Source organism: Psychrobacter sp. FDAARGOS_221, from assembly GCF_002313155.2.
Taxonomy (GTDB): domain Bacteria; phylum Pseudomonadota; class Gammaproteobacteria; order Pseudomonadales; family Moraxellaceae; genus Psychrobacter.
Genome location: NZ_NWFK02000001.1, coordinates 2,464,430 through 2,490,223, shown reverse-complemented (window position 1 = coordinate 2,490,223; position 25,794 = coordinate 2,464,430). Strand labels below are relative to the sequence as shown.

The 25,794-nt window shown below is 42.8% G+C and carries 24 protein-coding genes and 1 tRNA gene; 12 read left to right on the top strand and 13 right to left on the bottom strand.

Annotated elements, in window-relative coordinates; genetic code table 11:
• The first annotated feature begins 180 nt into the window (after window positions 1-180).
• On the top strand, window positions 181-954 hold the full coding sequence (locus A6J60_RS10455) for a ferredoxin--NADP reductase (RefSeq protein WP_096065943.1): 774 nt from the start codon (window positions 181-183) through the stop codon (window positions 952-954).
• Between the two features lie 140 nt (window positions 955-1,094).
• Window positions 1,095-1,181: transfer RNA gene (locus tag A6J60_RS10450), tRNA-Leu, on the top strand.
• 234 nt (window positions 1,182-1,415) lie between these two features.
• Here the strand turns inward: A6J60_RS10450 and A6J60_RS10445 are convergent.
• From A6J60_RS10445 to A6J60_RS10420, 6 genes are all read right to left on the bottom strand, one after another.
• Window positions 1,416-1,703, bottom strand: a complete 288-nt coding sequence (locus A6J60_RS10445; protein WP_102993968.1) for a contact-dependent growth inhibition system immunity protein — start codon at window positions 1,701-1,703, stop codon at window positions 1,416-1,418.
• A 284-nt stretch (window positions 1,704-1,987) separates the two neighbouring features.
• Window positions 1,988-2,398 carry an Imm63 family immunity protein gene (locus A6J60_RS10440; RefSeq protein ID WP_096065942.1) on the bottom strand — a complete coding sequence of 137 codons (411 nt, stop codon included), beginning with the start codon at window positions 2,396-2,398 and terminating at the stop codon, window positions 1,988-1,990.
• 98 nt (window positions 2,399-2,496) lie between these two features.
• Window positions 2,497-2,928: an immunity protein YezG family protein gene (locus A6J60_RS13320; protein WP_127891446.1), complete on the bottom strand. Its 432-nt coding sequence runs from the start codon at window positions 2,926-2,928 to the stop codon at window positions 2,497-2,499.
• 176 nt (window positions 2,929-3,104) lie between these two features.
• A complete protein-coding gene (locus A6J60_RS10430) occupies window positions 3,105-3,377 on the bottom strand; it encodes a polyhydroxyalkanoic acid system family protein (RefSeq protein WP_227526193.1) in 273 nt (90 codons plus the stop codon).
• A 6-nt stretch (window positions 3,378-3,383) separates the two neighbouring features.
• Complete coding sequence (locus A6J60_RS10425; protein WP_227526120.1) at window positions 3,384-4,430, bottom strand: TRAP transporter substrate-binding protein; 1,047 nt, start codon at window positions 4,428-4,430, stop codon at window positions 3,384-3,386.
• A gap of 339 nt (window positions 4,431-4,769) precedes the next feature.
• Complete coding sequence (locus A6J60_RS10420) at window positions 4,770-6,047, bottom strand: D-serine ammonia-lyase (RefSeq protein WP_096065939.1); 1,278 nt, start codon at window positions 6,045-6,047, stop codon at window positions 4,770-4,772.
• Window positions 6,048-6,506: 459 nt separating this feature from the next.
• Here A6J60_RS10420 and A6J60_RS10415 point away from each other — a divergent pair, with 459 nt between their 5' ends.
• The 4 genes from A6J60_RS10415 (at window position 6,507) to A6J60_RS10400 (ending at window position 10,300) form a co-directional block, all read left to right on the top strand.
• Window positions 6,507-7,067: a PepSY domain-containing protein gene (locus tag A6J60_RS10415; RefSeq protein WP_096065938.1), complete on the top strand. Its 561-nt coding sequence runs from the start codon at window positions 6,507-6,509 to the stop codon at window positions 7,065-7,067.
• A gap of 266 nt (window positions 7,068-7,333) precedes the next feature.
• Window positions 7,334-8,452 carry a DNA polymerase IV gene (gene dinB, locus A6J60_RS10410; protein ID WP_096065937.1) on the top strand — a complete coding sequence of 373 codons (1,119 nt, stop codon included), beginning with the start codon at window positions 7,334-7,336 and terminating at the stop codon, window positions 8,450-8,452.
• A gap of 131 nt (window positions 8,453-8,583) precedes the next feature.
• On the top strand, window positions 8,584-9,744 hold the full coding sequence (queA, locus tag A6J60_RS10405) for a tRNA preQ1(34) S-adenosylmethionine ribosyltransferase-isomerase QueA (RefSeq protein ID WP_096065936.1): 1,161 nt from the start codon (window positions 8,584-8,586) through the stop codon (window positions 9,742-9,744).
• A gap of 73 nt (window positions 9,745-9,817) precedes the next feature.
• Window positions 9,818-10,300: a GAF domain-containing protein gene (locus tag A6J60_RS10400; RefSeq protein ID WP_096065935.1), complete on the top strand. Its 483-nt coding sequence runs from the start codon at window positions 9,818-9,820 to the stop codon at window positions 10,298-10,300.
• A 221-nt stretch (window positions 10,301-10,521) separates the two neighbouring features.
• Here the strand turns inward: A6J60_RS10400 and A6J60_RS10395 are convergent, their stop codons facing one another.
• From A6J60_RS10395 to tgt, 3 genes are all read right to left on the bottom strand, one after another.
• Window positions 10,522-11,556: a hypothetical protein gene (locus A6J60_RS10395; protein WP_096065934.1), complete on the bottom strand. Its 1,035-nt coding sequence runs from the start codon at window positions 11,554-11,556 to the stop codon at window positions 10,522-10,524.
• 109 nt (window positions 11,557-11,665) lie between these two features.
• On the bottom strand, window positions 11,666-12,286 hold the full coding sequence (locus A6J60_RS10390) for a hypothetical protein (RefSeq protein ID WP_096065933.1): 621 nt from the start codon (window positions 12,284-12,286) through the stop codon (window positions 11,666-11,668).
• A gap of 268 nt (window positions 12,287-12,554) precedes the next feature.
• Window positions 12,555-13,706: a tRNA guanosine(34) transglycosylase Tgt gene (gene tgt, locus A6J60_RS10385; RefSeq protein WP_096065932.1), complete on the bottom strand. Its 1,152-nt coding sequence runs from the start codon at window positions 13,704-13,706 to the stop codon at window positions 12,555-12,557.
• 458 nt (window positions 13,707-14,164) lie between these two features.
• Here tgt and A6J60_RS10380 point away from each other — a divergent pair, with 458 nt between their 5' ends.
• The 4 genes from A6J60_RS10380 (at window position 14,165) to infA (ending at window position 18,352) form a co-directional block, all read left to right on the top strand.
• On the top strand, window positions 14,165-15,631 hold the full coding sequence (locus A6J60_RS10380) for a FimV/HubP family polar landmark protein (RefSeq protein WP_096065931.1): 1,467 nt from the start codon (window positions 14,165-14,167) through the stop codon (window positions 15,629-15,631).
• 93 nt (window positions 15,632-15,724) lie between these two features.
• Window positions 15,725-16,873 (top strand): asparaginase, encoded by a 1,149-nt coding sequence (locus tag A6J60_RS10375; protein WP_096065930.1) that lies wholly within the window; start codon window positions 15,725-15,727, stop codon window positions 16,871-16,873.
• Window positions 16,874-16,950: 77 nt separating this feature from the next.
• Window positions 16,951-17,892 (top strand): tRNA pseudouridine(38-40) synthase TruA, encoded by a 942-nt coding sequence (truA, locus tag A6J60_RS10370; protein WP_096065929.1) that lies wholly within the window; start codon window positions 16,951-16,953, stop codon window positions 17,890-17,892.
• Window positions 17,893-18,127: 235 nt separating this feature from the next.
• Window positions 18,128-18,352, top strand: a complete 225-nt coding sequence (infA, locus tag A6J60_RS10365) for a translation initiation factor IF-1 (protein WP_019671605.1) — start codon at window positions 18,128-18,130, stop codon at window positions 18,350-18,352.
• Between the two features lie 201 nt (window positions 18,353-18,553).
• On the opposite strand, the gene leuB is transcribed toward infA, so the two are convergent.
• The 4 genes from leuB to leuC form a co-directional block, all read right to left on the bottom strand.
• Window positions 18,554-19,657, bottom strand: a complete 1,104-nt coding sequence (leuB, locus tag A6J60_RS10360; protein WP_096065928.1) for a 3-isopropylmalate dehydrogenase — start codon at window positions 19,655-19,657, stop codon at window positions 18,554-18,556.
• 72 nt (window positions 19,658-19,729) lie between these two features.
• Window positions 19,730-20,380, bottom strand: coding sequence for a 3-isopropylmalate dehydratase small subunit (gene leuD, locus A6J60_RS10355; protein WP_096065927.1), 651 nt, complete (start codon window positions 20,378-20,380; stop codon window positions 19,730-19,732).
• 90 nt (window positions 20,381-20,470) lie between these two features.
• Entirely contained in the window at window positions 20,471-20,950 is a 480-nt protein-coding gene (locus A6J60_RS10350; protein ID WP_096065926.1) for a hypothetical protein, read from the bottom strand.
• A 65-nt stretch (window positions 20,951-21,015) separates the two neighbouring features.
• On the bottom strand, window positions 21,016-22,464 hold the full coding sequence (gene leuC, locus A6J60_RS10345; protein WP_096065925.1) for a 3-isopropylmalate dehydratase large subunit: 1,449 nt from the start codon (window positions 22,462-22,464) through the stop codon (window positions 21,016-21,018).
• A 372-nt stretch (window positions 22,465-22,836) separates the two neighbouring features.
• Between leuC and A6J60_RS10340 the strand changes: the two genes are divergently transcribed.
• On the top strand, window positions 22,837-23,709 hold the full coding sequence (locus tag A6J60_RS10340; RefSeq protein ID WP_096065924.1) for a LysR family transcriptional regulator: 873 nt from the start codon (window positions 22,837-22,839) through the stop codon (window positions 23,707-23,709).
• A gap of 500 nt (window positions 23,710-24,209) precedes the next feature.
• Window positions 24,210-25,706 carry a sodium/proline symporter PutP gene (putP, locus tag A6J60_RS10335; RefSeq protein ID WP_096065923.1) on the top strand — a complete coding sequence of 499 codons (1,497 nt, stop codon included), beginning with the start codon at window positions 24,210-24,212 and terminating at the stop codon, window positions 25,704-25,706.
• Window positions 25,707-25,794: the final 88 nt, after the last annotated feature.

Sequence of the window (25,794 nt, the reverse complement as noted above, 5' to 3'; positions counted from 1 at the left end):
ATATAATAAGTTGCCATTTTTAAGACAAATAAGTTTTAAGATAAACAAGTTTTGCACTAAACAAGATTTTGACCTTAAAAATTTTAACTTATCACTTAAACTTATCAATTAAAAAGATACTTACCCCCGAGATAGACATTTTAATTTAACCACTGTTATTCATTATTAACTGAGGCTTTTATGTCAAAATTCCATACCGAAACAGTGACTTACGTACATCACTGGAATGACTCACTATTTACCATCAAAACCACACGTGATGCAGGCTTACGTTTCCGCAACGGTGAGTTTGCCATGATCGGCATTATGGTAGATGGTAAACCACTGATGCGTGCCTACTCTATCGCCAGCCCTAACTATGAAGAGCACCTTGAGTTCTTGTCAATTAAAGTACAAGACGGTCCTCTGACCTCACGCTTACAGCACATTCAAGTGGGCGATGAGCTTATCATCAGTAAAAAACCAACCGGTACATTAGTCATCGACGACTTATTACCTGGCAAAAACCTATATATGTTAGCAACAGGTACTGGACTTGCGCCTTTCTTAGCCCTGTCTCGTGACCCTGAAGTTTACGAAAGATTCGATAAGATCATCTTATGTCACGCTGTGCGTAAGGTTGAAGACTTAGCTTACCGTGAGATGTTCGAAGAAGAGCTGCCAAATGATGAGCTATTTGGTGAATGGTATCGTGAGAAGTTCATCTATTACCCAACGGTAACCCGTGAAGACTTCCGCAATACTGGCCGTATTACTGACTTAATGAAGTCTGGCAAGCTATTTGAAGACATCGGCTTACCACCTATTAATAAAGAAGATGACCGCGTTATGATCTGTGGCAGCATGCCGTTCAACGCAGATATCTCTGAAATTATGGATGGCTTTGGCTTGACTGTCTCTCCACGTATGGGCGAGCCTGCCGATTATGTGGTTGAGCGTGCATTCGTTGGCTAAACAGTCAAAACTGTGGTTAAGCTCTTGATGAGACGCGTCTAATTATTAGCGCATACTTTAGCAATAAAAATTCTTGACCCAGGTTGAGAAGTTGCTATAATACGTCACCTAGCTTGACGCAAGATAAGCTAACCATACACGCCGGTGTGATGGAATTGGTAGACATGACGGATTCAAAATCCGTTGCCTTTAAAAGCGTGTCGGTTCGAGTCCGACCACCGGTACCATATATGATTAAGCCCCTAAATGATTTTAGGGGCTTTTTTGTTTTGCGATGTTAATTTTTATATTTGATGTACACGCTGATGTACACTGGTTTCAACTCTAGCTTAAGCTTGCAAAGATTTATCGTAAACAATCACTATCTTTAACGTAGTAAATAGTTACTTTCAACCTCTCCCAGCCATTCTGGTTTGCAGATTCTTTAGATTCATATTTATTCAAATAACAGGCCTAATAGGTCATAATTTATTGTTTTTTTCCGATAAAATCATGTAAGCATCTTCAAACCATTCTTTTTTACTATTATAACCCTCTAACAATGGGTCAAGGTTAAAGTCAGTATCTGCGAAAACTTTTTGCGACAAATTATTTTGCAATATATATTCAATATCAGTAATTAAATTATGTAATATCATTGGATTCTCTTTTGAAGCAAAATAAAGCAATACATCTTTCGCTTGAGAGAATTCTGACTGCCAATCCTGATAAAAATAACACTCCATAATGTATATAAATGTTTTAAGCATTATATTCCCCGTAATGATAATGAAGGGTATGAAGTGATAATTACAAATCCTACAGTAAATATATTTCTTCAGATGGTTTATATGTTTCTGGATTCGTTCAACTATTAATAGGCCTAATACGTCATAATCTATTGTTTTTTCCCGATAAAATCATGTAAGCATATTCAAGCCGTTCTTTTTCACTCTTATAATCCTCTAACAATGGGACAAGGTCAAAGTCATTATCTGCGAAAACTTTTTGCGACAAATTATTTTGCAATATATATTCAATATCATTAATTAAATTATGAAATATCATTGTAAGGATTTTTTGACAATATATACGAAACTTCTCTTTTCATTTTTTCACCCCACTCTGGATTCATAGCACTCATTAAATATATCCTTCTACTAAAAATAATTCTTCTTGAATCCTGATTCTCAACTCTATGCTCTAGTTCATATTTAATAGACATAGTTGATATTTTCATACTGAAAAACTCATACAATAATTCATCTATATTTTTAGTAGTATATCTATAAACTTCTTTTCCTCTTTCACTTACAACTAAATGATAAAAATTGTTTTTAATTTCTATATACGGATATCCATAATCTGATGCACTTGTATTTAAAAAAACCTCAGAATTATGCAGGCCTATTTTGCTTGCATATGAGAAAATCATTTCTTGAATATCATTATAATTAAATATCAATTTATCTCTCTTAATTAAAGTTTTTTTTGATTAAAATCTCTTTCATTTTAACCACATAATCCAAATAGGAATATGCCATAATAGAGACATATATCAATTTAAGATGGTTTCTTTAGCCTAACTCGTTCTTCCCATAACTCTTTTGGTATTGAAGTTTCCTGCCACTCCTTTTCAGAAAAGTCACTTATCCCTTTCATGTAAATTCTAGGCCAACTATCTTTCTCAGGTATATAAGCGAAATTAATCTTAAAATTACCTTCATTACTCAGAATGACTTCAAATTGTGTCCAGGGTTCATTGGCATATATTTCACACTTTTGTAATTTCTTCATCAAATCTCTAGAACTTAATAATACATCGGTTGGAATTGATAAAGATATGACTTCGTCCTTAGTCTTGCTAATTAGTTGGAATTCCTGATGTTCGACATACAACTGACCTTTGAATATTAACTCTTCAGACTCAAAAGGCATAACCGACCATAATAATTCGCCTAATTGTTGATAAATTTCTTGGTCGTCTGTTTTCATGCTATTCTCCAGTAGATGTATTTTTGAGAATTACTGTGACTTTTTCACCGTTGTTTATGACCTATTCAACTAAAACTCTGATAGACGTCTACTACCTTCTTCATAAATTGGTTTAATGCTAACGATAACATCTTGATTGCTATCTTTTGCTCTTTTTAATACATTCTCCAAAACACTTACTCAAGACCCTTCGCATCAATAACCTTATCCAAATTCTGTTCAATCTGCTCTTTTATCTTCGGCAGAAAACTCTTGAACAAAAACCCAAGCTTGGCATCTAATTCAAATTTATCAGGCGTACTGACAAATTGACCGGTAGCGCCAGTGCGTTTAAACGTGACGATATCCTTAGTGTCTAATCGCTCTAGGCTACAAGTCATTCTGTAATCTTTCTCGGCTGACTCTATCCACTCATCCGTTACTTGACGGGCTAAACATGCACTATGAATCAGACACTAACTTTGACAACTGGTACTCGCCTGCTGTGCTTTGGCGTAGATGGCTTGTGCATCAAGCCCCTGCTCTTCAAGGCTACTTAAATAGGCTTGCTTGCCATCTTCAAGCGGCTGCTGCCAATCCGGATCATTGGCCGGATCAATATCAATAATGGTATCGCCTTTATCAATAGCGGCCTGCATCACCTCTTGGTTAAAGCGATCAAATGCTTGCGACGCTTTAACCCCCATCTGCATACCTGAATTACTGTCTATCACTTGCTTTAGATCGTCTGGCAAGCTGTTGTATTTTTCTTGGTTCATATTAACCACAAATTCAGCATTATAAAACGGCACAATGCTATGCGTATCAACCAGCTCATCAAGACCAAACGCCTGAATCGGCTGCCAAGGTAGAGTCACACCATCAATCACACCGCGTTGTAAGGAAGGATAGGTTTCGGTCACCGGCAGACCCACTGGCACCGCGCCGAGAGACTCAAGCAGACTGGCTGAAACCGTTGAGGTACGACGAATACGCATCCCTTTTAGATCGCTCGGCTTGTTAATTGCCTTACCCTTGGTATGAAATACTTGCAGTCCAGAAGCCATCATGTATAAAACATGGGTATCCTCATACTCACCAGAAATCGACCCATTATCATAAAGGGTATGCAACACACAGGCCAATTGCTCAGCGGTATTGGCGATACCTGGCAGCTCAGCAATCTGACTTAAAGGGAATCGACCGCTCGAATAGCCTTGTGGCTGCACGCCAATATCGACCACGCCTTTAACCACCGCGTCATAGGTATTATCAGGTTTACTTAGCGATGCTGACGGATAGATGTCAATTTTTAAGCGACCGTTAGAGTCTTCTTCTATCTTCTTTGCCCAGGGCTCAAATACTTGCTTATTGAATGGATCGGTTTGGGCCATAAAGTGTGACATTCTGAGGGTGATAACCTCATCAGCGCTTGATTCAGTGGTTTGTGGTTTGTCGCCACAGCCTGCCAATATCAAGCTGCCGCTCAACGCCAAGCCGTACAATAGTGTGTTGTTCATCATGAGTTCCTTTCAGATGGTTATGGGGTGATTCGGCAAGGCACATACCAACTATATGGTTCATGCCATGCGCTCAATGTCACACCCTTAATGTAAGAATAAATCCGTTTATTTAACACCAAACACGGCAGTGGCTAAGCATCTGCTGATACTCAATTATTGGATAAATCAGTCTCATCCTAATCGCTATTGAATAAGACTGTTTTGCACAACCGATATTACAGTATATGTAATATTTTATGGCCTGTGTAAACTTAAACACACTTTTATGGTTTTTAACATCCCATCTTAGGGAAGTTGCTATTTAGCGATGATAATTAACCCCTAACTCCAACCGACACCTCACCCCTGCAATATCGCCTTAAACACCTCATCCGGCATCATATTGCCACCAGTAGCCCATACCAGATGTAGCGCATTATCCACCTCAGCGAAATGCTGCAACCCAGCGATACCCGCGCAAGCAGACGGCTCAAGCTTGAGTCCTTCTAACTGATATACCTGACGCACCAGCTCATTTAAGAGGGCATCCTCTACGGTGTAAAAGGCCTCTAACGAGCGCTGCATCGCATGACCGACAAAGCCAGAAGCACGACCGACCGCCAAGCCATCAGCGATGGTGTGATTGCTCAGCCCAATATCTTGCACACTGATTTGATCATGCAAACCGGTATATACTCCGAGCAGCATACAGGGCGACTGCACCGGCTCAGCAAAGATGCAGTGCACATCATCACCAAAGGCCAGCTTTAAGCCAAACGCCACGCCGCCAGGACCACCGCCGACACCGCAAGGCAGATACACATATAATGGGCGATCGGCACTAATCTCAATGCCGGCCTGCTCAAACTGCTGCTTTAAGCGCAAGCCTGCGACCGCATAACCAACGAACAAATGCTTTGAGTTTTCATCATCGACAAAGTAGCCATACGGATCGGCTTCGCTAAGTTTGCGACCATTTTCGACCGCTTGCCCATAGTCGCCCTCATATTCGAACACCTGCACCCCATGCGATCTTAGCTTGTCCTTTTTCCACTGCTTAGCATCCGCTGACATGTGTACTTGCGCCTGAAAGCCAAGCTTGGCGGACATAATACCGATTGATAAACCAAGGTTACCGGTTGAACCCACCGCTATCGAATATTGGGAGAAAAACTGACGACATTCCTCAGAATCTAGCTGACGATAATCATCTGTCTCACGGATTAAGCCCTGCTCAAGTGCCAGCGCTTCGGCATATTGCAATACTTCATAAATGCCGCCACGCGCTTTAATTGACCCTGAGATAGGCAGCTCATTGTCCGCCTTAAGATACAGCTCACCTTTGATAGGTGTGCCCGACTCACTGAGCGCCTGTTGTAGCTTTGGGGTACGATAAAACGCACTTTCGATAATGCCTTTGGCAGCCGCTGTCTCTGGAAATACCTGCTCAATATAAGGCGCAAAGCGTTGTAATCTCGCCTGCGCCGCCTCGACATCGGCCAAGGTTAGGCCCACATCGGATACTGCTTGCTCAAACGTGGTTAGCTTGTCATTGCGCCACAACACAGGCTTGGCATCACGCAGCTGCGTTATTAATGGATCATCTTGAAAGGCGTGTTGAATGTCATTGGTTGTCATTTGATTAATTTCTCCCTGCTCAATGTCTGTTCTTTGTTTATTTAATAAGTGCTGCAAACGCTGTGATTGATAACGCTTTTTATAACAAAAAACACAGTATAGCCAATAGCCAGCAACTTAACTTTGCTGATTTAGCGCGGCGATTACTTAGATAACATAACCACAAATGACTCATGAGCTAGTAAATATCTGATTACATGACTTATTCAGTATTAACAAAAACTGCCGAGAAATCAGCCAATCGATTTGGAATAATAAAATCATCAATTACGAAGCACCTGTTGGATTTAATACTGGCTGGTTTTAATCTGGTTGATTTTAATAAAGCCAAATTTGATCTAGTTGAATTCAATAGTGTTTATAAACCAATTAACTAAAAAATGAAGACTGTAAAGTTAAGACAATTATTATCTTAAAAGTCGTTAATAATAGAATCGTTAATAATATAAGGAGACCATTATGAAAACTCTACCTGTATTAGCCACATCACTATTGCTAACCTTTGGCGCCGTTGCCCCTAGTGTTGCTGCGACCAAAGCGGCTACTGCTGAGACTAAAGCGACCGCTGTAACCAAACAAGCAGCCGCTGAAACTCAAGCCGCAACTCAAATTGATATCAACCAAGCCATCACCATTGCTAAGAAAAATGCTCAAGGCAAATTAAAAAGCGTTGAATACGATCAAGATGATTCAGAATACGAAGTAGTGTTCGCCTCTCCCACTAACAAATATGAGGTCAAAGTTGATTCGCGCACAGGCAAAGTAAACAGCAGCGAAGAAAAGCGCATAGACGCTGATGATAAAGAAAAATACCAGACTTTAAACTCGACCAAAATCGACCTGACCGAAGCCATGCAGATTGCCGCACGCGATAGCAAAGGTCAAGTGATCGACGCTGAATTCGATATTGAAGATGACCGCCCTGTGTATGAAATTAAAATGGTACAAAATGGTGAAAAACACGAGATTAACGTTGATGCCAATAGTGGCGAAGTCGTTAAGTCACAACGTGATTCATAGTTAGTGAGTTAAATAGTTAGTGAGCTAATGAATTAGTAGGTTAAATAGTTAGTAAGTTAATAAGTGAGCAGAACCAATAACTATTGACCTTAATACTAACCTTAATAAATTCCTCCATAGGTTTAAGTACAGTGTGCCCCTGATAGTTTCGATGCTATTGGGGGTGATTTTTGTGGATAAAGCGAAATGCTATAATAATAAGCTCAAGCCAGCCGCACCCCTATGACACTAGCTTAGATGACGGTAACTGACACCACGAGAACCCGATGACTGCCTCAAACAAAGACCCGACTGTGACTGACACGACTGAAGCAAAGCCGCAGCGCAAGATTATTCACCTCGACATGGATGCCTTTTATGCCAGTGTTGAGCAGCGTGATAATCCACAGCTGCGCGGCAAGCCTTTGGTAGTCGGCGGTGATCCGAATGGTCGTGGCGTAGTGGCGGCTGCCAGTTATGAGATTCGTAAGTTTGGTGTGCGCTCAGCAATGTCCTGTTATGAGGCTAAGCGACGCTGTCCTGAGGCGATATTTGTGCGCCCTCGCTTCGATGTCTATCGCAGTGTCAGTCAACAGATTCGTGAGATTATGCTGAGCTTAACCGACAAAGTTGAGCCGCTATCTTTAGATGAGGCCTATCTTGATGTCACCGGTATCCAAGAGCATCACGGCTCAGCGACCTTGATGGCGAACTGGCTACGCGCACAAATTTATGAAAAGACGCAGCTGCGTGCATCCGCCGGTGTGTCGTTTAATAAAATGCTGGCCAAGATTGCCTCTGATATCAATAAGCCCAATGGCATTGCGGTCATTACCCCCGAACAAGCGCCAGACTTTATCGCCAGCCTACCCATTGAGCGCTTTCATGGTATCGGCAAAGCCACTGCCAAACGTCTGCATGAAATGGGGATTTATACTGGCGCTGATCTAAAAGCAACGCCGGTTGATACCTTGGAATTTGAATTTGGTAAACGCGGTCGCTTTTATTCACAGATTGCCCACGGCAATGACACCAGACCGGTCAAGTCGGAACGTAAATACAAATCGGTCGGCTCCGAGACTACGTTTCGAGACAATATCAGTGATACCGATAGCTTGTTGGCGCAAATATATGAGCAAAACGCTGATGCCTTTTATCAGCTGTCCAAAAAAGAGCGCTTAGCGCACACCATTACCCTTAAAATTAAGTATTCAGACTTTAGCCAAATCACACGCTCGCACACTTTGCACACCCCTTTTCCAAGCGCTGAGTCTGCACACTATTGGCTGCAAAAGCTGCTTGCCGATGCCCCACGTCATCTACCCATTCGCCTGGTCGGTGTCACTTACTCCAATCTAACCACTTTAGAAGATGTCAGCGTTCAGCCTGATTTATTCGGTTTGTAGCGTCTATATATGACCGATAGCCACTAAAACCTAACTCAAAAAAGCTGTGTTTCTGTTAAACTAACCGCCATTATCGAAAGCCTGACTCTGGGCCAAGTTTCTTATACTTTCAAACCGATTTAAGACCACATATGACTCACTCTACTGACCAAAACAATCATCAAAACAATGACCAATCAGCAGACAGCGAAAGCTATCTGAGTGTCAACGATTATGACTACGACCTGCCTGATGAGTATATCGCCCGTTATCCACTGGCCGAGCGCAGTGCCTCACGCTTAATGTACTTGCCGGCGCAAACTGGCTCGACAGTTGGTGTACAAGATAAGCAATTCGCTGATTTACCAGACTTGCTAAACGCTGGCGACTTGATTGTGTTTAATGACACCAAGGTCATGAAAGCACGTCTATTTGGTCAAAAAGACACCGGCGGTAAAGTTGAGGTATTGGTTGAGCGTTTAACCGATGATACGCAGTTTACGACGGATGAGAATGGTCAAAGTTTTGAGAATGTGGCACTGTGTCATGTGCGTGCCAGCAAAGCACCGAAACTTGGGCAGACCTTGTTACTCGGTGATGGTAATATCGAATGTGTGATGATAGGTCGTCATGAAAACTTGTTTATCTTAAGTTTCAAAAATCCAATCTTGCCTGATTTAGAGCAATATGGTGAATTGCCGATTCCACCGTACTTTGAACGTCATGCCGATGAGACTGATAATGTCCGTTACCAAACCGTATTCCATGACCCAGCCAAGCTAGCCAGCGTGGCAGCACCAACCGCCAGTCTTCACTTTGATGACAAAGTGTTGCAGCAACTGGCTGACAAAGGCATTAATACTGCTTACGTTACTTTGCACGTTGGCGCTGGCACCTTTGCACCAGTCAAGACCGATAATTTGCTTAATCACACCATGCACAGTGAGTATGCCAATCTACCGCAAGATACCGCAGATTTGATTAATCAAACCCATAAAAACGGCAATAAAGTCATCGCTATTGGCACCACAGTTACCCGTGTATTAGAAACCGCTTATCAGAAGACGGCCAATGAGAAGGGAGAAGTTTCAGCATGGTCGGGAGATACTGATATCTTTATCTATCCTGGCTTTAAGTTTGGTGTAATTGATACGCTATTGACCAACTTTCACTTGCCTAAATCAACGTTACTAATGCTAGTTTCTGCGTTTGCCGGCAAGCCTAATATTGAGCAAGCCTATCAACATGCTATCGAGCAAAAATACCGTTTCTTTAGCTATGGTGATGCCATGCTGCTTGAGCGAAACCAGTGATAAGCAATTTATCGTAAGCAACAAGTCATTAGCATCAATAATAAGCATTAATAAAAATAGATAAGAGAAGACTATGCAACCAATGAACCCTATTGTTCCAAACACTGATAAAGCTGAAAAATATAAACTTTTGCTGAAACAAGCTGAAGGTTTAATCAGCAGTGAAAGTGATTTAATTGCCAATATGGCGAACCTGACGGCGCTACTTAAAGATACGTTTAATTGGTTTTGGATTGGTTTTTATCGCGTTGATACTGAGTCTAATCAGCTTATTCTTGCACCATTCCAAGGCCCTCTAGCTTGTACTCGTATTAACTATGGCAAAGGCGTCTGTGGTGAGGTTTGGCAGTCCGGCGAGACCCAAATCGTCGATGATGTGAATGCACATCCCAATCACATTGCTTGCTCTTCGTTATCACAGTCAGAAATTGTGGTGCCGGTGAAAAATAAAGATGATGAGATTATCGCTGTATTGGATATCGACTCAGATAAACTGGCGACTTTTGATGAAGTCGATGCTGAGTATTTGGAGCAGTTGGTTGAGTTGTTGAAGTAGGTTTAATTAGCCTTTATTCAATCGAACATAGACCATTCAATAGACACAAAAAAAGCAGAGTCATTTGACCCTGCTTTTTTTTATATCTGAAAACTTATTTTATGTTTAGACATTCAAGATATAGCCAGTGAAGTCTAAAATGGTGACAAGGCAACCGAGTACAAGTACGACAACTGTAGGCTTAGCGAGGTTAACGCTGTCACCGTTTAGCAGTTCGCTAGCTATACTTTCGGATGTGCAAAGTGCAACTGCCTATCACACCCATACGACACTTTGGTCTCGTCAGCTTTAATCAGACCAATACGTTGCCAACCATTATCTTCTGCCTTAGTCGCTGTATCTGAAACATATATCGTAAAGTCTCGGGTTGCCTCTCTTGCAGTCTCTTGCGGTGATAAAGCAAACTCCTGGCGAAAGTCTATGCCTGGATTAGGTTGATAATTTACCGGCTGTACCGGAGACAACATCATATATTTTGGTGACACTGCATTTGACTCAGCAGCGACACCCATCTTAGCAATGCTAGTCACCGGTCGCATACCGGCATCTTCATCTGCTTTAGTAAATATCGGACCAATCTTTAACCCCAAACTGAGTACGCTAAATCGGAATCCGACTTTGGGCTTATTGGTCATCGGCGCTTCAAAAACACTTTCTCTTCGAGCACCGGTCAATACATCAGCGACAAAGAAATTCTCTGTACGCACTTCTTTATCGGCATCGGTCGTACCAAATATCTTGCCAGCCATGCCAAATGCTTGATAATCACCTTGTTTGGTATCTGACAAAGCGACTGACAGACGCCCAATAAACAGCGACTGTGCGTCTTTGGCAAACATACCCGTGTAACGCTGACCGTCACTATTTTTCACATCTTCGGTAATTTGCCAGGTCCCCGCCATACAGATGCCATTACTGTGTACCAGCTTCTCTAATCGCTCATAATAGTCGACATCATCACTTAATGTTTGCTCAGAACGAATGGCCAATCGCTCTCGCACTTTTTTGGTAAATTGAGCTGATGTGACTTTATAAGCAGGCATCTTACCCGCCTGATAAACCGCCAATTCTTGTTGTATTTGAGCATCAAGCTGGTCATCGCTGATGTCAGGGGTTAACGCTTGATTGAACACCACGTCATGGACTTGTTGATAACTACTGGCTGATGCTTGTTGGGCTGCTAACAGTGATAACACGGTTAGGCTTAAGATAAGGCCTTGTTTAAACTGAGGGCTTTGTTTGAGCTGAAAAGACATAAAAATTCCAAAATATAACTAAAATAAAAAAGGCAGAGTCATTTGACTCTGCTTCTACAACAAACCAATATGATTAAAAAAGCCTCAAATCTGATGGGTTAAGCGATGGCTAATAACATGTGATACTTTTTTCAGCAGCATTAAATTGCGCTTGCTCGTAATCATCATACATCTCATCATAAGCAGATTTAAATCTAGGCTTTAAAGCCATAAAACTATCATCTTTGAAATATAGATTTTGAATCACGTAATCAGATTCATGTGCATTCCAAAATTCATATGATTTTAAAGGCATACCTCGATAAGTAGCATTGTTAAAGGTAATGACGTAAGCATAGCCTTCAGTACTATCAAAAACTTTCGTTGCAACAGTCGCATTCTCAACCATATTGGCATAAGGCTGTGCCCAACTGGATCTAGGCGTTACTTTAGGTGTGCCTCCAATACGATTTCTACTTTCTTGATCTATGATTGAACTTAATAATCCGGAAGACCCAGTTCCCCATCCTTGACAACCATTCTCCATCCAGTCAAACAATTTGGTGACATCATCAGGTTTTTTAGTCGCTGCATTGTTATTAACTTTGGTTTGAGATTGCGCTTGCTGACTCTGAGGGGTCATAACTTTGTTGATCGCTGAGCCCACATCATTGGTTAATGTATTTAACTCACTACATGCAGTCATTGATAACAGTATTGTAGCGGCCAAAGGTAGGTAACGCAGTGTCATAACATTTCCTCAAATTTTTCAGTCAGTTAAATAAAGCAAAACAGGAAAGCAACGCATGCCTTGAGTAAAACAACATGAGCTGTGTAGTTATTCTAAATTACTATCTATTAGCAGCGACTGCAACCATATTTCTGTATCGCCGATAAACGTCTGATAATTCACAGGGTTAGTAGTCGTCAAATAAAAAAGCGAGATTGGCAGCAATACCAACCTCGCTTTTGCGTACGTCAACGTTTAACAATAAGGCTAATTAATTAAGCTACTCAAGCTACTCAAGCTCTAAGGCCGGCACATCCTGACCACGCTTGTGATAAAAGTCTGCCACAAACTCATCAAATCTGTCTTCATCAATCGCATCACGGATGCCTTGCATCAAGCGTTGATAGTAGCGCAGATTGTGGATGGTGGCTAATTGGGCACCCAGCATCTCTTTGCATTTGTTGAGATGATACAGATAAGCGCGGCTGAAGTTCTGGCAGCAGTAGCAATCACATTCTGGGTCAAGTGGACCGGTGTCATCACGGTATTGACTGTTGCGAATGCGCACCACGCCTTGGTTTTCTTCATTGCCGGTCACGAAGTAATGGCCGTTACGGGCGTTACGGGTTGGCATCACGCAGTCGAACATATCTACCCCGCGGCGCACCGCTTCTAGGATATCTTCTGGCTTGCCCACACCCATCAAGTAGCGTGGTTTGTCCGCAGGCATCAACTCTGGCATATAATTTAACACGCCAATCATTTCATCTTTAGGCTCACCCACAGACAGACCGCCAATAGCATAGCCATCAAAGCCAATCTCTAGCAGACCTTGCATCGACTGACGGCGCAACTCTTTATACATACTGCCTTGCACAATGCCAAATAGCGCATTGGGGTTGCCCAGCTTTTTGTGCTCATCGACACAGCGCTGACCCCAGCGTAATGACAACTCAAGCGACTTTTGCGCTTCAGAGTAAGTCGCCGGATATGGCGTACACTCGTCAAACTGCATCACGATGTCTGAGTTTAATGAGTATTGGATTTGCATTGATTTTTCAGGCGATAAGAACACTTTAGCACCATCAATTGGTGATTTGAATGCCACACCCTCTTCGGTAATTTTGCGCATGGCACCAAGACTGAATACCTGGAAGCCGCCTGAGTCGGTCAAAATAGGCTTATCCCACTTCATAAACTGGTGCAAGCCGCCAAATTTATCGATAATCTCAGTACCTGGACGTAACCACAAATGGAAGGTATTGCCCAAGATAATATCAGCGCCAATCGCTTCGATGTCACGTGGCAGCATGCCTTTAACCGTGCCATAAGTACCGACTGGCATAAAGGCTGGAGTGCGAATCTCACCATGGGCTGTCTGGACAGTGCCTCGGCGCGCGCGTGATTCACCGCTGGCGGTTTTGTGTAAGGTAAATTGCATAAGATTAACTCAAAATATTTAGGTTAAAGTGTTTCGATTAAAGTCAGTTTGCTTTAAACAGTAGGGTAATAATAGCGATTAACAATAAAAGCCATTCACTTCAAAAGATAGAGGATTAACAGATATATAGGGTTGCAGGCATCGATTAAAAGGCTATCGCTTATAGAACGACTGGTTTGAACAGATCACTGGTTACAATATAAAATCAGCATAGCAGCTGAATATTAAGTCAAATTATACCATTGCTGAGATAATTACGGGTGGCTACTGGGTTTTGTTTTTAGTCACTTATGAAATACATTGCTTTTTTGTTTTGTTGTACTGCTGTTATTAGCTATACTTGAGCTCTATACTACACTGTGTTGTTATAGAAATTAGTAAATATTGCCACTTCATTATTTTATTACATCGTCTGTTAGAGCTAGCGTAATTGCGGTGCTAATGACGGGGAACCTGTTATGAGTTTGAGAATTATTGTCGCCCTTGTTTTTATTGCCCTGCTTCTTGTTTTACTGTTTATCGTCTATCGCAGTCAAGCAACACCAAAACGTCCTGCATTAAAATCAGGTCAACAGCCGGACCCAGCCGACAATACCTCAGCAAAGCGTAAAACGCTTTATGACAGCAGTCTTAGCGATAATAAAGACTCAGCCAATCAGGACGCTCAAACTCAAACTAATACTCAATCCAGTTCTCAAACTAAAGCCCAACAACCAGTAGCGCCAAAACCAGAGCCTAAAACTGAATTAAAAACTGAGTCAAAATCTGAAGCTAAGCCCGAATCAAAACCTGAGTCGAAACCAGAACCGCAACAACAGCCGAAACCGGTTGTTGAGCAAGAAAAGAAATCAGCAGCTAAATCAGAAACGCCTGTTAAAGCTGATGGCTCAGTAGAACCTGTTGAATCTGAAAATCCAGTAAAACCTAACACTTCAGCTGCAGAGAAAAACACGCCAGCCAGCACAGCCATATATAGACCGCTTCAAAGAAGCACCAATAAAACAGCCAGCTCTACTACTAAAGAGCAGCAACCAATTGCACCTGCTGCTGACAAGGCTGTTGATTCTGATAAGCCTAATCTTGCTGAAAATAAAAAAGTGGCAGCACCTGCAGACAAGATGGATGCGCCTTTGCTTGATGAAGCAGAAGTAGAAGACATATTGGGCAAAACCTCGTCAACCCCTGCTACTGTGCCGGTACCAAGCCCTGCCGCTACTAATACTGTTGCTACTCATACAGCCGACAATTCACCTGTTAATAACAAGCCTGCTGAAAAAACCACTACCGCTAAATCAAACACAACCGTTATTAAGCCGGCAACTGAAATGACGGTTAATAAAGCCAGCGTGCAACAAACAACAGCGCAGGCAAAGACCGTTGATAAAGCAGCGGCAACTACGCAGCCGTCTGAACCAAATAAACAGACACCAAGCAAATCAGCGACCATTAAGATTCAAGGTCATGATGAGCGTCAAGCCACTGCTACCCAAAAAGAACAAGCGAAAGCCAGCACTCAGACAGAAGCCGAATCAAAGCCCGAAGCAAAAACCAAACCACACGCTCAATTACAGCCTGAAACTCAACCATCTACAGATACTGGTGCTGAAACAAAAGCAGCAACGCCAAGTGTTTCAAAACCAATCGCTGCAGCGAGCACTACTGTTGAAGCCAACACTGATAAAGACAGCTCACCTCAGCATAGCGAAGCAGATGTAGAAGCAACTGATATGCAGGCCTTTGAATTTGTCAAAGACTTAGACAGTGCGCAATTGACGCTCGACTTGGCACAACAATACTTAGAAGTCGGTGAATACGACAGCGCCAAGCGTCTATTACAAGAAGTGTTGCAGACCGATAGCTTAGGTAAGCAAGCCAGTGAGCAACAACAGTCTGTTGCTCGTGCCTTATTGCAGCGCTTGTATTAATAGCGCTAATACTCGTACTAAAAATTGCAGCGCTTCAATTAATTAACAAATCAGCTGCACCTTTTATCACAGATAACCCAAAAGATCATTGTTATGAGCCAATCACAATCAGCGACAGCACACTCACTATCAGACACGCCATCAAACTTAGATGATACGAAAAAAGGGCGCGCTAGATCAGAGAAATCAATAGAGCCGGCGGTCAATCAACCGCTACAGCTGATCTATGCCGGCGGTACTTTTGGCAGCTATGGTAAGCCGTTATCTGCATTGCCTGCCGATGTATTCTTGCCGGTGTTGTTAGAGCAAGTGCAACAACAGCTGACGCCGCACATACAAGTTCTGCCAAATCCTGTTGTTAAAGACAGCAGTCAACTTACCCCTACTGATTTGACTCACTTTTTTAGCCTAATTTTGGACAGCTATGCTCAAGGACATCGTCAGTTTGTACTGATTACTGGTACAGATACCTTAAGCTACTTGGGATCATTTTTGGCAGAGGCCTTTGCTAGCTCTGATGTCTGTATCGTACTGACTGCCAGTATGCGTCCTTTATTCGATGCTGAGCAGTTACATTCTTATCAAGTTGATGCAAACAGTGATGCCTGGGGCAACCTAGCACAGGCGGTTGGGTTGGCCAGTCATGGCGAACCTGGGGTATATATCGCCATCGCTGAAGAGTCTTGGCCGGCGCAAACGGTGCAAAAAATTCATAGCCATGACTTAATGGCGTTTACCGGTCATCATCGTGCCGGCTACCCTGCCAACAGTTATGACAAACGACTGCCACCAGCAAGACGCCAAAACTGGATTGAAGACAGCCGTGCCAAACTCAGTGACATTAAACACAACGCACAAAGCGTCAATATTGCCACTATTTACTGTGTGCCCAATAATAACGGTTGGCTCGCTATGCAATTGGCGGCACTGTTAGAGCAACCACCAATGGGGGTAATACTTATCGGCTTTGGCGCTGGCAACATTCCTCACAGTGAGGCGCTAGAATCGACTATGGATGCCCTACACAAACAAGGGCATATGCTGGTATGTAGCACTCAGTGTCCCTTTGGCGGGGTTAGTGAAGCGTATGCGGCTGGCAGTTGGCAATATCAACATCACGTGCTGTCAGCGGGTCGGTTAACCATACCGGCAGTCTATGCACGTCTGCTGTGGCTGCACTTAGCTTATGACACCCCTGCGCGTCGTCGCCAGCGTTGGCGCCATAATGTACAGAAAGTTTAGCGCATGCTCAACGCGGCACTACCCCATTCGTTTTCAATATAATTATTCCCATAGTTACCCCCATATTTGGCCCTATCATGACTTCTGCAATCTCCAATAACAACGCAACTGATTCAGCACCAGACTCAATAGCTGTCTCAACACCCGACTCAACAAAAGAAACAGCAACAGTAACAGTAAAAACAGCATCTACGCCAAATACGGACATCCAAACCTATGCACTAGGCATTGAGTTCAATGGGGCTAATTATCGAGGCTGGCAGCGACAACAAGAAGTATTGTGTGTGCAACAAGTGGTTGAAGAAGCGCTCAGCAAAATTGCCAATGAGCCGATTGAAGTGATTGCCGCGGGCCGTACTGATGCTGGGGTACATGCCGGCAATATGATGGCGCACTTTAACACCACGGCCAAGCGCGGTGTCTATAATTGGCTACGAGGAGCCAACAGCCTGCTTCCAGATGATATTGCTGTGCGTTGGATTCAGCCAATGCCGGCTGATTTTCATGCTCGGTTTGGAGCCATTGCGCGTCGCTACCGTTATATCACCCTAAATCAGCCACAGCGTCCGGCCATGCTTAAGCATCTGGTGACCCATATTCACGAGCCGCTTAATTTGGCACGCATGCAACAAGCCGCGGCGCATATTGTCGGCACCCATGATTTTAGTAGCTTCCGAGCTGCCGCTTGCCAGTCTAATCAGCCAGTTAGAAATATCCATCACGCTGAGTTATTCGAGCATGGCCAGTTTATTGTGTTTGATATCAAAGCCGATGGCTTTTTGCATCACATGGTGCGCAACTTGATGGGAACCTTGTTTGCCATTGGTCGTGGCGAGCTGCAACCGGATGATTATTTGCGCTTATTACAGGCCAAAGATCGCACTTTAGCACCGCCAACAGCCGCGCCGGATGGGCTATATTTTATTAATGCCTATTATACTGAACCTTATCAATCATTATTCCCGCAGCTGCCGTTGACCCCGCAGTGGCTAAATCTGCCTGATACCATTTCTGACTAGCCGCAGCATAAGCTTAACCCGCAACGTTCGAAAGTAATCAAGCGCTTAAATAAAGCTCATTTATCTAGAATGAGGTTTGCTTTGTTTAGCACTTGTGTAAGTAGCTGTAACCGCCACAGTGCTATTGTTTGCTAAAACATCAGCAGTTAAGTATAATGTCTGCCTACAATTTTATTTCATATTTTAACTAAATCTGAAATTTAACTTACATTGAAACGGGTAAACCCAAATAATTATGGCAAAAAAAGACGATATTATCGAATTTGAAGGTGAAGTGATTGATACCCTTCCAAACACTCTTTTTAAAGTGCGCCTAGAAAATGGCCACGAAATCATCGCCCATATTTCAGGCAAAATGCGCAAGCACTACATCCGCATTTTAACTGGCGATAAAGTAAAGGTTGAAATGACACCTTACGACTTAACCAAAGGTCGTATTACTTACCGTGGTAAGAACTAATAACGCCTAACAATAGCTGTCGTTAGTGCGATTATCAACGCTCTAAATACCTTAGTCGTTAAAAACATTGGTATTTAATAATAATGCTATTTAAAAGCAGTTGTGTTTAAATATGCAAAAACACTAAAAACAGCTTATTAAAAAAGCCGCTCTCTATTTAGATGAGCGGCTTTTTGTTGGCTTAATTAAAGCTAAATCAGCTTAGCCTAATTTGGCCAATACTGCCTGACCAATCTCTTGACAGCCAACCAAGCGTAGACCTGATTCACTGCTGTCCATAATATCGCCAGTGCGTAGACCATCATCAAGCACGTCACTCACTGCCTGTTCGATAGCGGCTGCAGACTCTTCATGCTTAAAGGTATAACGCAGCATCATCGCCACTGACAAGATAGTTGCTAATGGGTTGGCCTTATCTTGACCAGCGATATCTGGTGCACTACCGTGACACGGCTCGTACATACCTTTGCCATGCTCATCCAAGCTGGCAGATGGCAGCATACCGATAGAACCGGTTAGCATCGCCGCTTCATCCGATAAGATATCACCAAACATATTACCGGTGACCATCACATCAAACTGCTTAGGATCACGTACCAACTGCATACACGCATTATCCGCATACATATGGCTTAAGGCCACATCAGGATAATCAGACTGCTGCAACTTAATCATGGTCTGCTTCCACAGCTCAGTGACCTCTAATACGTTGGCTTTATCTACTGAACAAATCTTAGCTGGTGTCCCATTCGCTTTGGCACGTACTTGCGCTAAATCAAACGCCACTTTACCGATACGCTCAATCTCTGAGGTTTTATACACCATGGTGTTATAACCTTGCTGCTCACCATTATCTAAAGTGCGAATACCGCGCGGCTCACCAAAATAAATACCGCCTGTCAGCTCACGTACAATCAACAAATCCAACCCTGAGATAATTTCTGGCTTAAGACTTGAAGCATTGGCAAGCTGTGGATATAGCTTGGCCACACGTAGATTAGCGAATAAACCCAGCTCGCTGCGAATTTTCAATAAGCCACGCTCAGGACGGATACTGCGCTCGATACCGTCCCATTTAGGACCGCCAACCGCACCCAATAATACCGCATCCGCTTGACGTGCTTTTTCTAAAGTCTCATCTGGTAGAGGCACACCATAGTTATCAATGGCGACACCGCCAATGTCCGCCGCTTCCAGCGTGATGCCTAAATCAAACTTCTCATTAACAGCTTTTAACACGTCTACAGCCTGAGTCATAATCTCAGGGCCAATGCCATCACCTGCTAGGGTTAATACGGTTGCCATATGCGTTGTTCCTAATTTATGTGATTTATTTTAAATTTTTGGGTTAATTAACCGACATCGTTTTTTGTACGGTTATGCGCGAACATCATTAAAGATCCAAGGTGTTTTTTGCTGCATCTTGGCTTCATAATCCTTGATCGCATCGCTTTGTTGCAGGGTTAGACCAATATCATCCAAGCCATTTAACAAGCAGTGCTTACGGAACTCATCGACCTCAAACGGATACTCTGTACCATCTGGGGTGACAACAACTTGACGCTCAAGGTCAGCAGTTAGCTCATAGCCTTCATTGTCAAAGCACTGCTCAAATAGCTCATCAACCTGTGCTTCAGTTAAGACGATTGGCAACATGCCATTTTTAAAGCAGTTGTTATAAAAAATATCCGCAAAACTTGGCGCAATAATAGTACGGAATCCATACTCTGATAATGCCCATGGCGCATGCTCACGGCTAGAACCACAGCCAAAGTTATCACGTGCCAGCAAAATTGTGGCGCCTTTATAACGTGGCTTGTTAAGTACAAAGTCAGGGTTAATCACACGAGTCGATGGGTCTTGACCTGGATAGCCTTCATCTTTGTAGCGCCAATCATCAAATAGGTTGACGCCAAAACCAGTACGTTTGATTGATTTTAAAAACTGTTTGGCAATAATCTGATCGGTATCGACATTCGAGCGATCCAATGGGCAAACGATGCCGGTTTGAGTGTTATAAGCTTGCATGATAGTTCCTTTAAATAGAGTAATTCTTTAATGTAAGTATGTTCAATAATATAAGTATGATTGTGCGCTATTAAGCTATTGATTAAGCGACTAGTACAGTTTAAATGAGCGTGCCATCTGGCCCACTATGCGATCCATTTTTTGCTTTTCACTCTTAGGATAATTAAACGCCAGCTGCGCTTGTGTGCCATTCTTAACTTTAATCACATGGTAATAAATGCGACCATTTTCATCATAACCACTGACTGTGTAAGTACTGCCCTTCTTGCGCTCGTAAGTAACCACTGTATTGGCATGATAGTCACGCTTCTGAGCAGCTAAGTATTGTTGGTCGGTATAATCAAGTACACTGGGCCCATGACTGCCATAAATCAGAATTTCAGCAGGCGAATTGGCCAGTTTAAAATGTCTGCCATCACCATTGGTCGATTCAGGCATCCATTTTAATTGACTGGGCACATCGACACAGTAGTCAAACCGAGAATTACAATACTCTTTGGCTAGCGCCGTTTGTGATACGGCTAACTGTGATAATCCCACTAAACAAGCAAATGCAACTGTCTTTTTCATAGCATCCTCAGTGACTGTCATAGCGCTAAATACACTTAAGCTTAATAGCTATCATCATTTAACTATTAAAAACTGCGTACATCGACGAAGTGACCGGCTAACGCTGCTGCTGCTGCCATCGCAGGACTCACTAAGTGCGTACGTCCGCCATGACCTTGACGACCCTCGAAGTTACGGTTCGAAGTTGAAGCACAATGCTCACCTGGCTCAAGCTTGTCAGCATTCATCGCTAAGCACATTGAGCATCCCGGCTCACGCCACTCAAAGCCTGCTTCGGTAAATACTTTATCTAGACCTTCTTGTTCTGCTTGCTTTTTAACCTGTCCAGAACCGGCAACCACAATCGCTTCTTTCACATTATCTGCCACTTTGCGGCCTTTAATCACTGCCGCTGCAGAGCGCAAATCTTCAATACGTGAGTTGGTACAAGAACCAATAAAGATACGGTCTAATTTGATATCGGTAATCGGCTGGCCTTCGGTTAAGCCCATATACTCATAAGCACGTTCCCAGGCTTCTGCTTGTACTTCATCTCTTGCTTGTTTTAGCGTAGGTACATGCTGGGTAACATCGACAACCATCTCAGGTGACGTCCCCCAAGACACTTGTGGCGCAATATCACTGGCATCCAGCTCAACTACAGCATCAAAGTGTGCGCCTTCGTCTGAATGCAAGGTATTCCAATACGCAACCGCTTGCTCCCACTGCTCACCTGTTGGTGAAAATGGACGGCCTTTAACATACTCAATGGTCGTGTCATCAACGCCAACCATACCCACACGCGCACCGGCTTCAATTGCCATATTACAGACGGTCATACGGCCTTCCATGCTCATGTTTTTGAACACATCACCGGCAAACTCAATCGCATAGCCTGTACCGCCTGCAGTACCTATCTTAGCGATAATCGCTAGCACCACATCTTTGGCAGTGATGCCTTCACCAAGCTCACCGTCAACGCGGATAAGCATGTTTTTTGACTTTTTCTGTACCAAGCACTGAGTGGCCAACACATGCTCTACTTCTGATGTACCGATACCATGTGCTAAGCAGCCTAAGGCGCCATGTGTTGCGGTATGTGAGTCACCGCACACCACGGTCATACCTGGCAATACCAAGCCTTGCTCAGGACCAACCACGTGTACAATACCTTGACGTTCATCATTAATAGTGAACTCAGCAATATTAAATTTGGCACAGTTATCATCTAAAGTCTTCACCTGTAAGCGTGACACTTTATCTTCAATACCACTCACCCCTTCAAGGCGTTCTTTGCGCACTGTCGGTACGTTATGATCAGGCGTGGCAATGTTGGCTGATAAGCGCCAAGGCTCACGGTTGGCCAATGCCAAACCTTCAAACGCCTGTGGACTGGTCACTTCATGTAATAAATGACGGTCGATATAAATTAGACTTGAGCCATCATCACGCTGACTGACCAAATGGGCATCCCACAATTTGTCATAAAGCGTTTTTGCGGTATTGGTGTTGGTATTTTCTGGGTTGGCTGACATGAAATACTTCCTTGCTGGCTAAAATTGTTTGATAAATAATTGTCTAAAAAATAATGTTCTAAAAAGCGTTATATAATAAATAATGAAAAGTAAGCGTTTAAACGCTCAAAATAAACGACAACAATAGCAAAAATTCATCAATATCTATCAATCAGATGAATATCTATCAATCAATGGGCATCGGCTATATATTAATAGCCCCTATATTATATATAATAAGCAGTTAACTTCGATCAGTCGCTAAAACTGATCCATTACTATTGAGATTATAACAGCTAAGTTATATAATAATAATTGATGATTTTTATTATAAAGAGAACTTTAAGTTATAATAAAATTTACTTACACCGCAACTGAAGTTTTAGGCTAACCATGAATACCACAAATTTAACAACGTTTATCACTGTAATGCAAACGGGCAGTATCTCAGGGGCAGCTGAAAAACTTTTTATTACTCAGCCAGCCGTGAGTAAGCGTATCAAGAATCTTGAAGACGAGTTCAAGGTCACTTTATTCGACACCCTAGGCCGTGGCATTGTACCGACTGCAGCAGCCAACGAGTTATTGCCACATGCCAAGCGCTGGTTGGATGATTATGATAATTTTAAGATCAACATCCAAAACTCACAGCAAACCATTTCAGGCAAATTGGTCATCGGTACCAGTCACCATATTGGCCTGCATCATCTGCCGCCTGTACTTAAGCAGTTCATTCAAGCTTACCCATCGGTTCAACTAGAAGTTCACTTTGTTGACTCGGAAGCGGCGCACAAAGCGGTGCTAGATGGCGAGCTGTCTTTGGCCTTTTTGACCTTGCCGCCTGTGTATGACAAGCGTTTGACATACCATACGCTGTGGTCTGATCCGCTATTTTTCGTGACTGGCACCTTATCACCGCTAGCGAAAAAGACCAATGTCACCTTAGAGCAGTTGGCACACTATTCGGCTATTTTACCGGCGGCCAATACCTTTACTAGCCAGATTACATTGGCAGAGTTCGCCAAGCAAAACCTTAAGCCTTATGCCACGATGACCACTAACCCACTTGAGTCGATTCGTATGTTGGTCTCTGTTGGTTTAGGTTGGTCGGTATTGCCGCAGACCCTTATCAATCAAGAGCTAGAATATATCGACATGGCTCATGATTTGGAGCTACAGCGCTATCTTGGTGTGGTCATTAACCCAAGCCTAACCCGCTCTGCCAGTGTCGATGCCTTGATGCAAATGTTGGCTCCGATTGACTAACACCAACTCAATCAACAGCCTACCTTTACTTCACACATCCCGCCTCTAATGAGTCAATTGCATAGCTACTGCCATAGTCACTATTTAGCTAGCGGCAATTGACTCATAACAATTGCATTCGTAATTGATTAATTTTTGCTTTATAATGCCCACATATTGCCAAAAGTTAATAGTATGTAACTTAATAGCAAAGTCATCGTTTGAGGCTTAATTTTTAAAATGACGTTTATAACTTAAGCCCCAAGTTCTAACAATATACTTTTTAAAATCTTGCGTTAACATCAAGTATTTTAACTGTCTGTGTATGGGACTTTTAACAATGCGATTTGAGCAAAATACTATACCAGCAAGTTATACAAAACGTTCATCGTACTGTTCTATATATCAATTCTATTAACTTTTGTTGATACTCTTTTAATTTAGTTAAAAAAACCATTATGATACTTGCTACATAATGGTTTTTTTGTGCTTAAAAAATTAATTACTTAAGGATGTTTTTTATGAATGGAATATCTTCAGGCGTGCTTATATCGCTCGGCCTATATTTCTTATTAATGATTGGCATTGGTATTTGGGCCTACTTCAAGGCCGAGAACGACTCAGCAGGCTACATGCTGGGTGGTCGTAACCTAAGTCCAGGTGTTGCTGCGCTTTCAGCAGGGGCATCAGACATGTCAGGTTGGTTATTACTGGGTCTACCCGGCTATATGTATAGCTCAGGTGTGGTCAGTATTTGGATTGCCCTAGGTTTGACAATGGGTGCCTTCGCAAACTACATCTTAGTGGCACCGAGACTGCGTGTTTATACCGAAATTGCAGACAACGCCATCACCCTTCCCGATTACTTTGCTAACCGATTTGAAGACAAATCGCATCTGCTTAGAGTCATCTCAGCCATCGTTATTATCTTATTCTTTACGGTTTATACCGCAGCCAGTTTGGCCGGTGGCGGCAAGCTATTCGATAGCGCATTGGGCATGACTTATAGCACAGGCTTATGGGTCACTGCTGGTGTGGTTGTGGCTTACACCTTATTTGGCGGCTTCTTGGCCGTATCAACCACTGACTTTGTGCAGGGTGTGATCATGTTATTTGCCATGATCATCGTACCTATTGTTGCCTTTACTGATTTGGGCGGCGTTGGTGCAACTACGACTGCTATCCGTAACATCGATCCTGAAATACTAAATATTTTTAGTGGCATGACATTCTTTGGTATCTTGTCACTGTTGGCTTGGGGTCTAGGTTACTTCGGTCAACCACACATTATTGTTCGCTTTATGGCCATTCGCTCAGTAAAAGATGTGCCAAAAGCGCGTAACATTGGTATGAGCTGGATGATTGTCAGCCTTATTGGTGCATTAATGACAGGTTTCGCTGGTCGTGCTTATGTGCAAAAGACAGCCATGACCTTGGATGACCCTGAGACTATTTTCTTAGTATTCACTAACTTCTTATTCCACCCACTGGTATCTGGTTTCTTATTAGCGGCTATTTTAGCGGCCATTATGAGTACCATTTCTTCACAGTTATTGGTGGTATCAAGCTCGTTAACCCGTGACGTTTATAAGCTATTTTTTGATAGAGATGCACCAGAAGCACGTCAAGTATTGGTTGGCCGTATTTCAGTCGTACTGGTCGCTGTGGTTGCTATCTTCTTAGCCTCAGATCCAGACAGCTCTGTACTATCATTGGTTTCTAACGCTTGGGCTGGCTTCGGTGCTGCCTTTGGTCCACTGGTTGTAATCAGCTTAATGTGGAAGCGTATGAACCGTAATGGTGCCCTAGCGGGTATGATTGTCGGTGCAGTAACCGTTATCATTTGGGTATATGGCGGCTTTCAAACCGCAGATGGTACGGCGTTAAATGACTGGTTATATGCCATTATCCCAGGCTTTATCTTAAGCTCAATTGCGATCGTTATTGGTAGTCTTGCAACGGCTGAACCAAGCGCGCATATCAGAGCCAAATATGAAGAGATGGAAGATATGCTTTAAGCCACACCATCATGTAGTGTGTTAAATTAAGCATAAATAACGCTATGTACAAAAAACCTCGCTAAATAGCGAGGTTTTTTTATGTGTT

Coding starts and splice junctions, on each gene's coding strand:
- A6J60_RS10380 (WP_096065931.1), top strand. CDS start 14,165: ATGAGTTTGAGAATTATTGTCGCCCTTGTTTTTATTGCCCTGCTTCTT.
- infA (WP_019671605.1), top strand. CDS start 18,128: ATGGCAAAAAAAGACGATATTATCGAATTTGAAGGTGAAGTGATTGAT.
- leuB (WP_096065928.1), bottom strand. CDS start 19,657: ATGGCAACCGTATTAACCCTAGCAGGTGATGGCATTGGCCCTGAGATT.
- A6J60_RS10420 (WP_096065939.1), bottom strand. CDS start 6,047: ATGACAACCAATGACATTCAACACGCCTTTCAAGATGATCCATTAATA.
- dinB (WP_096065937.1), top strand. CDS start 7,334: ATGACTGCCTCAAACAAAGACCCGACTGTGACTGACACGACTGAAGCA.
- A6J60_RS10375 (WP_096065930.1), top strand. CDS start 15,725: ATGAGCCAATCACAATCAGCGACAGCACACTCACTATCAGACACGCCA.
- A6J60_RS10445 (WP_102993968.1), bottom strand. CDS start 1,703: ATGCTTAAAACATTTATATACATTATGGAGTGTTATTTTTATCAGGAT.
- A6J60_RS10390 (WP_096065933.1), bottom strand. CDS start 12,286: ATGACACTGCGTTACCTACCTTTGGCCGCTACAATACTGTTATCAATG.
- A6J60_RS10350 (WP_096065926.1), bottom strand. CDS start 20,950: ATGAAAAAGACAGTTGCATTTGCTTGTTTAGTGGGATTATCACAGTTA.
- truA (WP_096065929.1), top strand. CDS start 16,951: ATGACTTCTGCAATCTCCAATAACAACGCAACTGATTCAGCACCAGAC.
- tgt (WP_096065932.1), bottom strand. CDS start 13,706: ATGCAATTTACCTTACACAAAACCGCCAGCGGTGAATCACGCGCGCGC.
- A6J60_RS10340 (WP_096065924.1), top strand. CDS start 22,837: ATGAATACCACAAATTTAACAACGTTTATCACTGTAATGCAAACGGGC.
- putP (WP_096065923.1), top strand. CDS start 24,210: ATGAATGGAATATCTTCAGGCGTGCTTATATCGCTCGGCCTATATTTC.
- leuC (WP_096065925.1), bottom strand. CDS start 22,464: ATGTCAGCCAACCCAGAAAATACCAACACCAATACCGCAAAAACGCTT.
- A6J60_RS10455 (WP_096065943.1), top strand. CDS start 181: ATGTCAAAATTCCATACCGAAACAGTGACTTACGTACATCACTGGAAT.
- A6J60_RS10395 (WP_096065934.1), bottom strand. CDS start 11,556: ATGTCTTTTCAGCTCAAACAAAGCCCTCAGTTTAAACAAGGCCTTATC.
- A6J60_RS10415 (WP_096065938.1), top strand. CDS start 6,507: ATGAAAACTCTACCTGTATTAGCCACATCACTATTGCTAACCTTTGGC.
- leuD (WP_096065927.1), bottom strand. CDS start 20,380: ATGCAAGCTTATAACACTCAAACCGGCATCGTTTGCCCATTGGATCGC.
- A6J60_RS10425 (WP_227526120.1), bottom strand. CDS start 4,430: ATGATGAACAACACACTATTGTACGGCTTGGCGTTGAGCGGCAGCTTG.
- queA (WP_096065936.1), top strand. CDS start 8,584: ATGACTCACTCTACTGACCAAAACAATCATCAAAACAATGACCAATCA.
- A6J60_RS13320 (WP_127891446.1), bottom strand. CDS start 2,928: ATGAAAACAGACGACCAAGAAATTTATCAACAATTAGGCGAATTATTA.
- A6J60_RS10400 (WP_096065935.1), top strand. CDS start 9,818: ATGCAACCAATGAACCCTATTGTTCCAAACACTGATAAAGCTGAAAAA.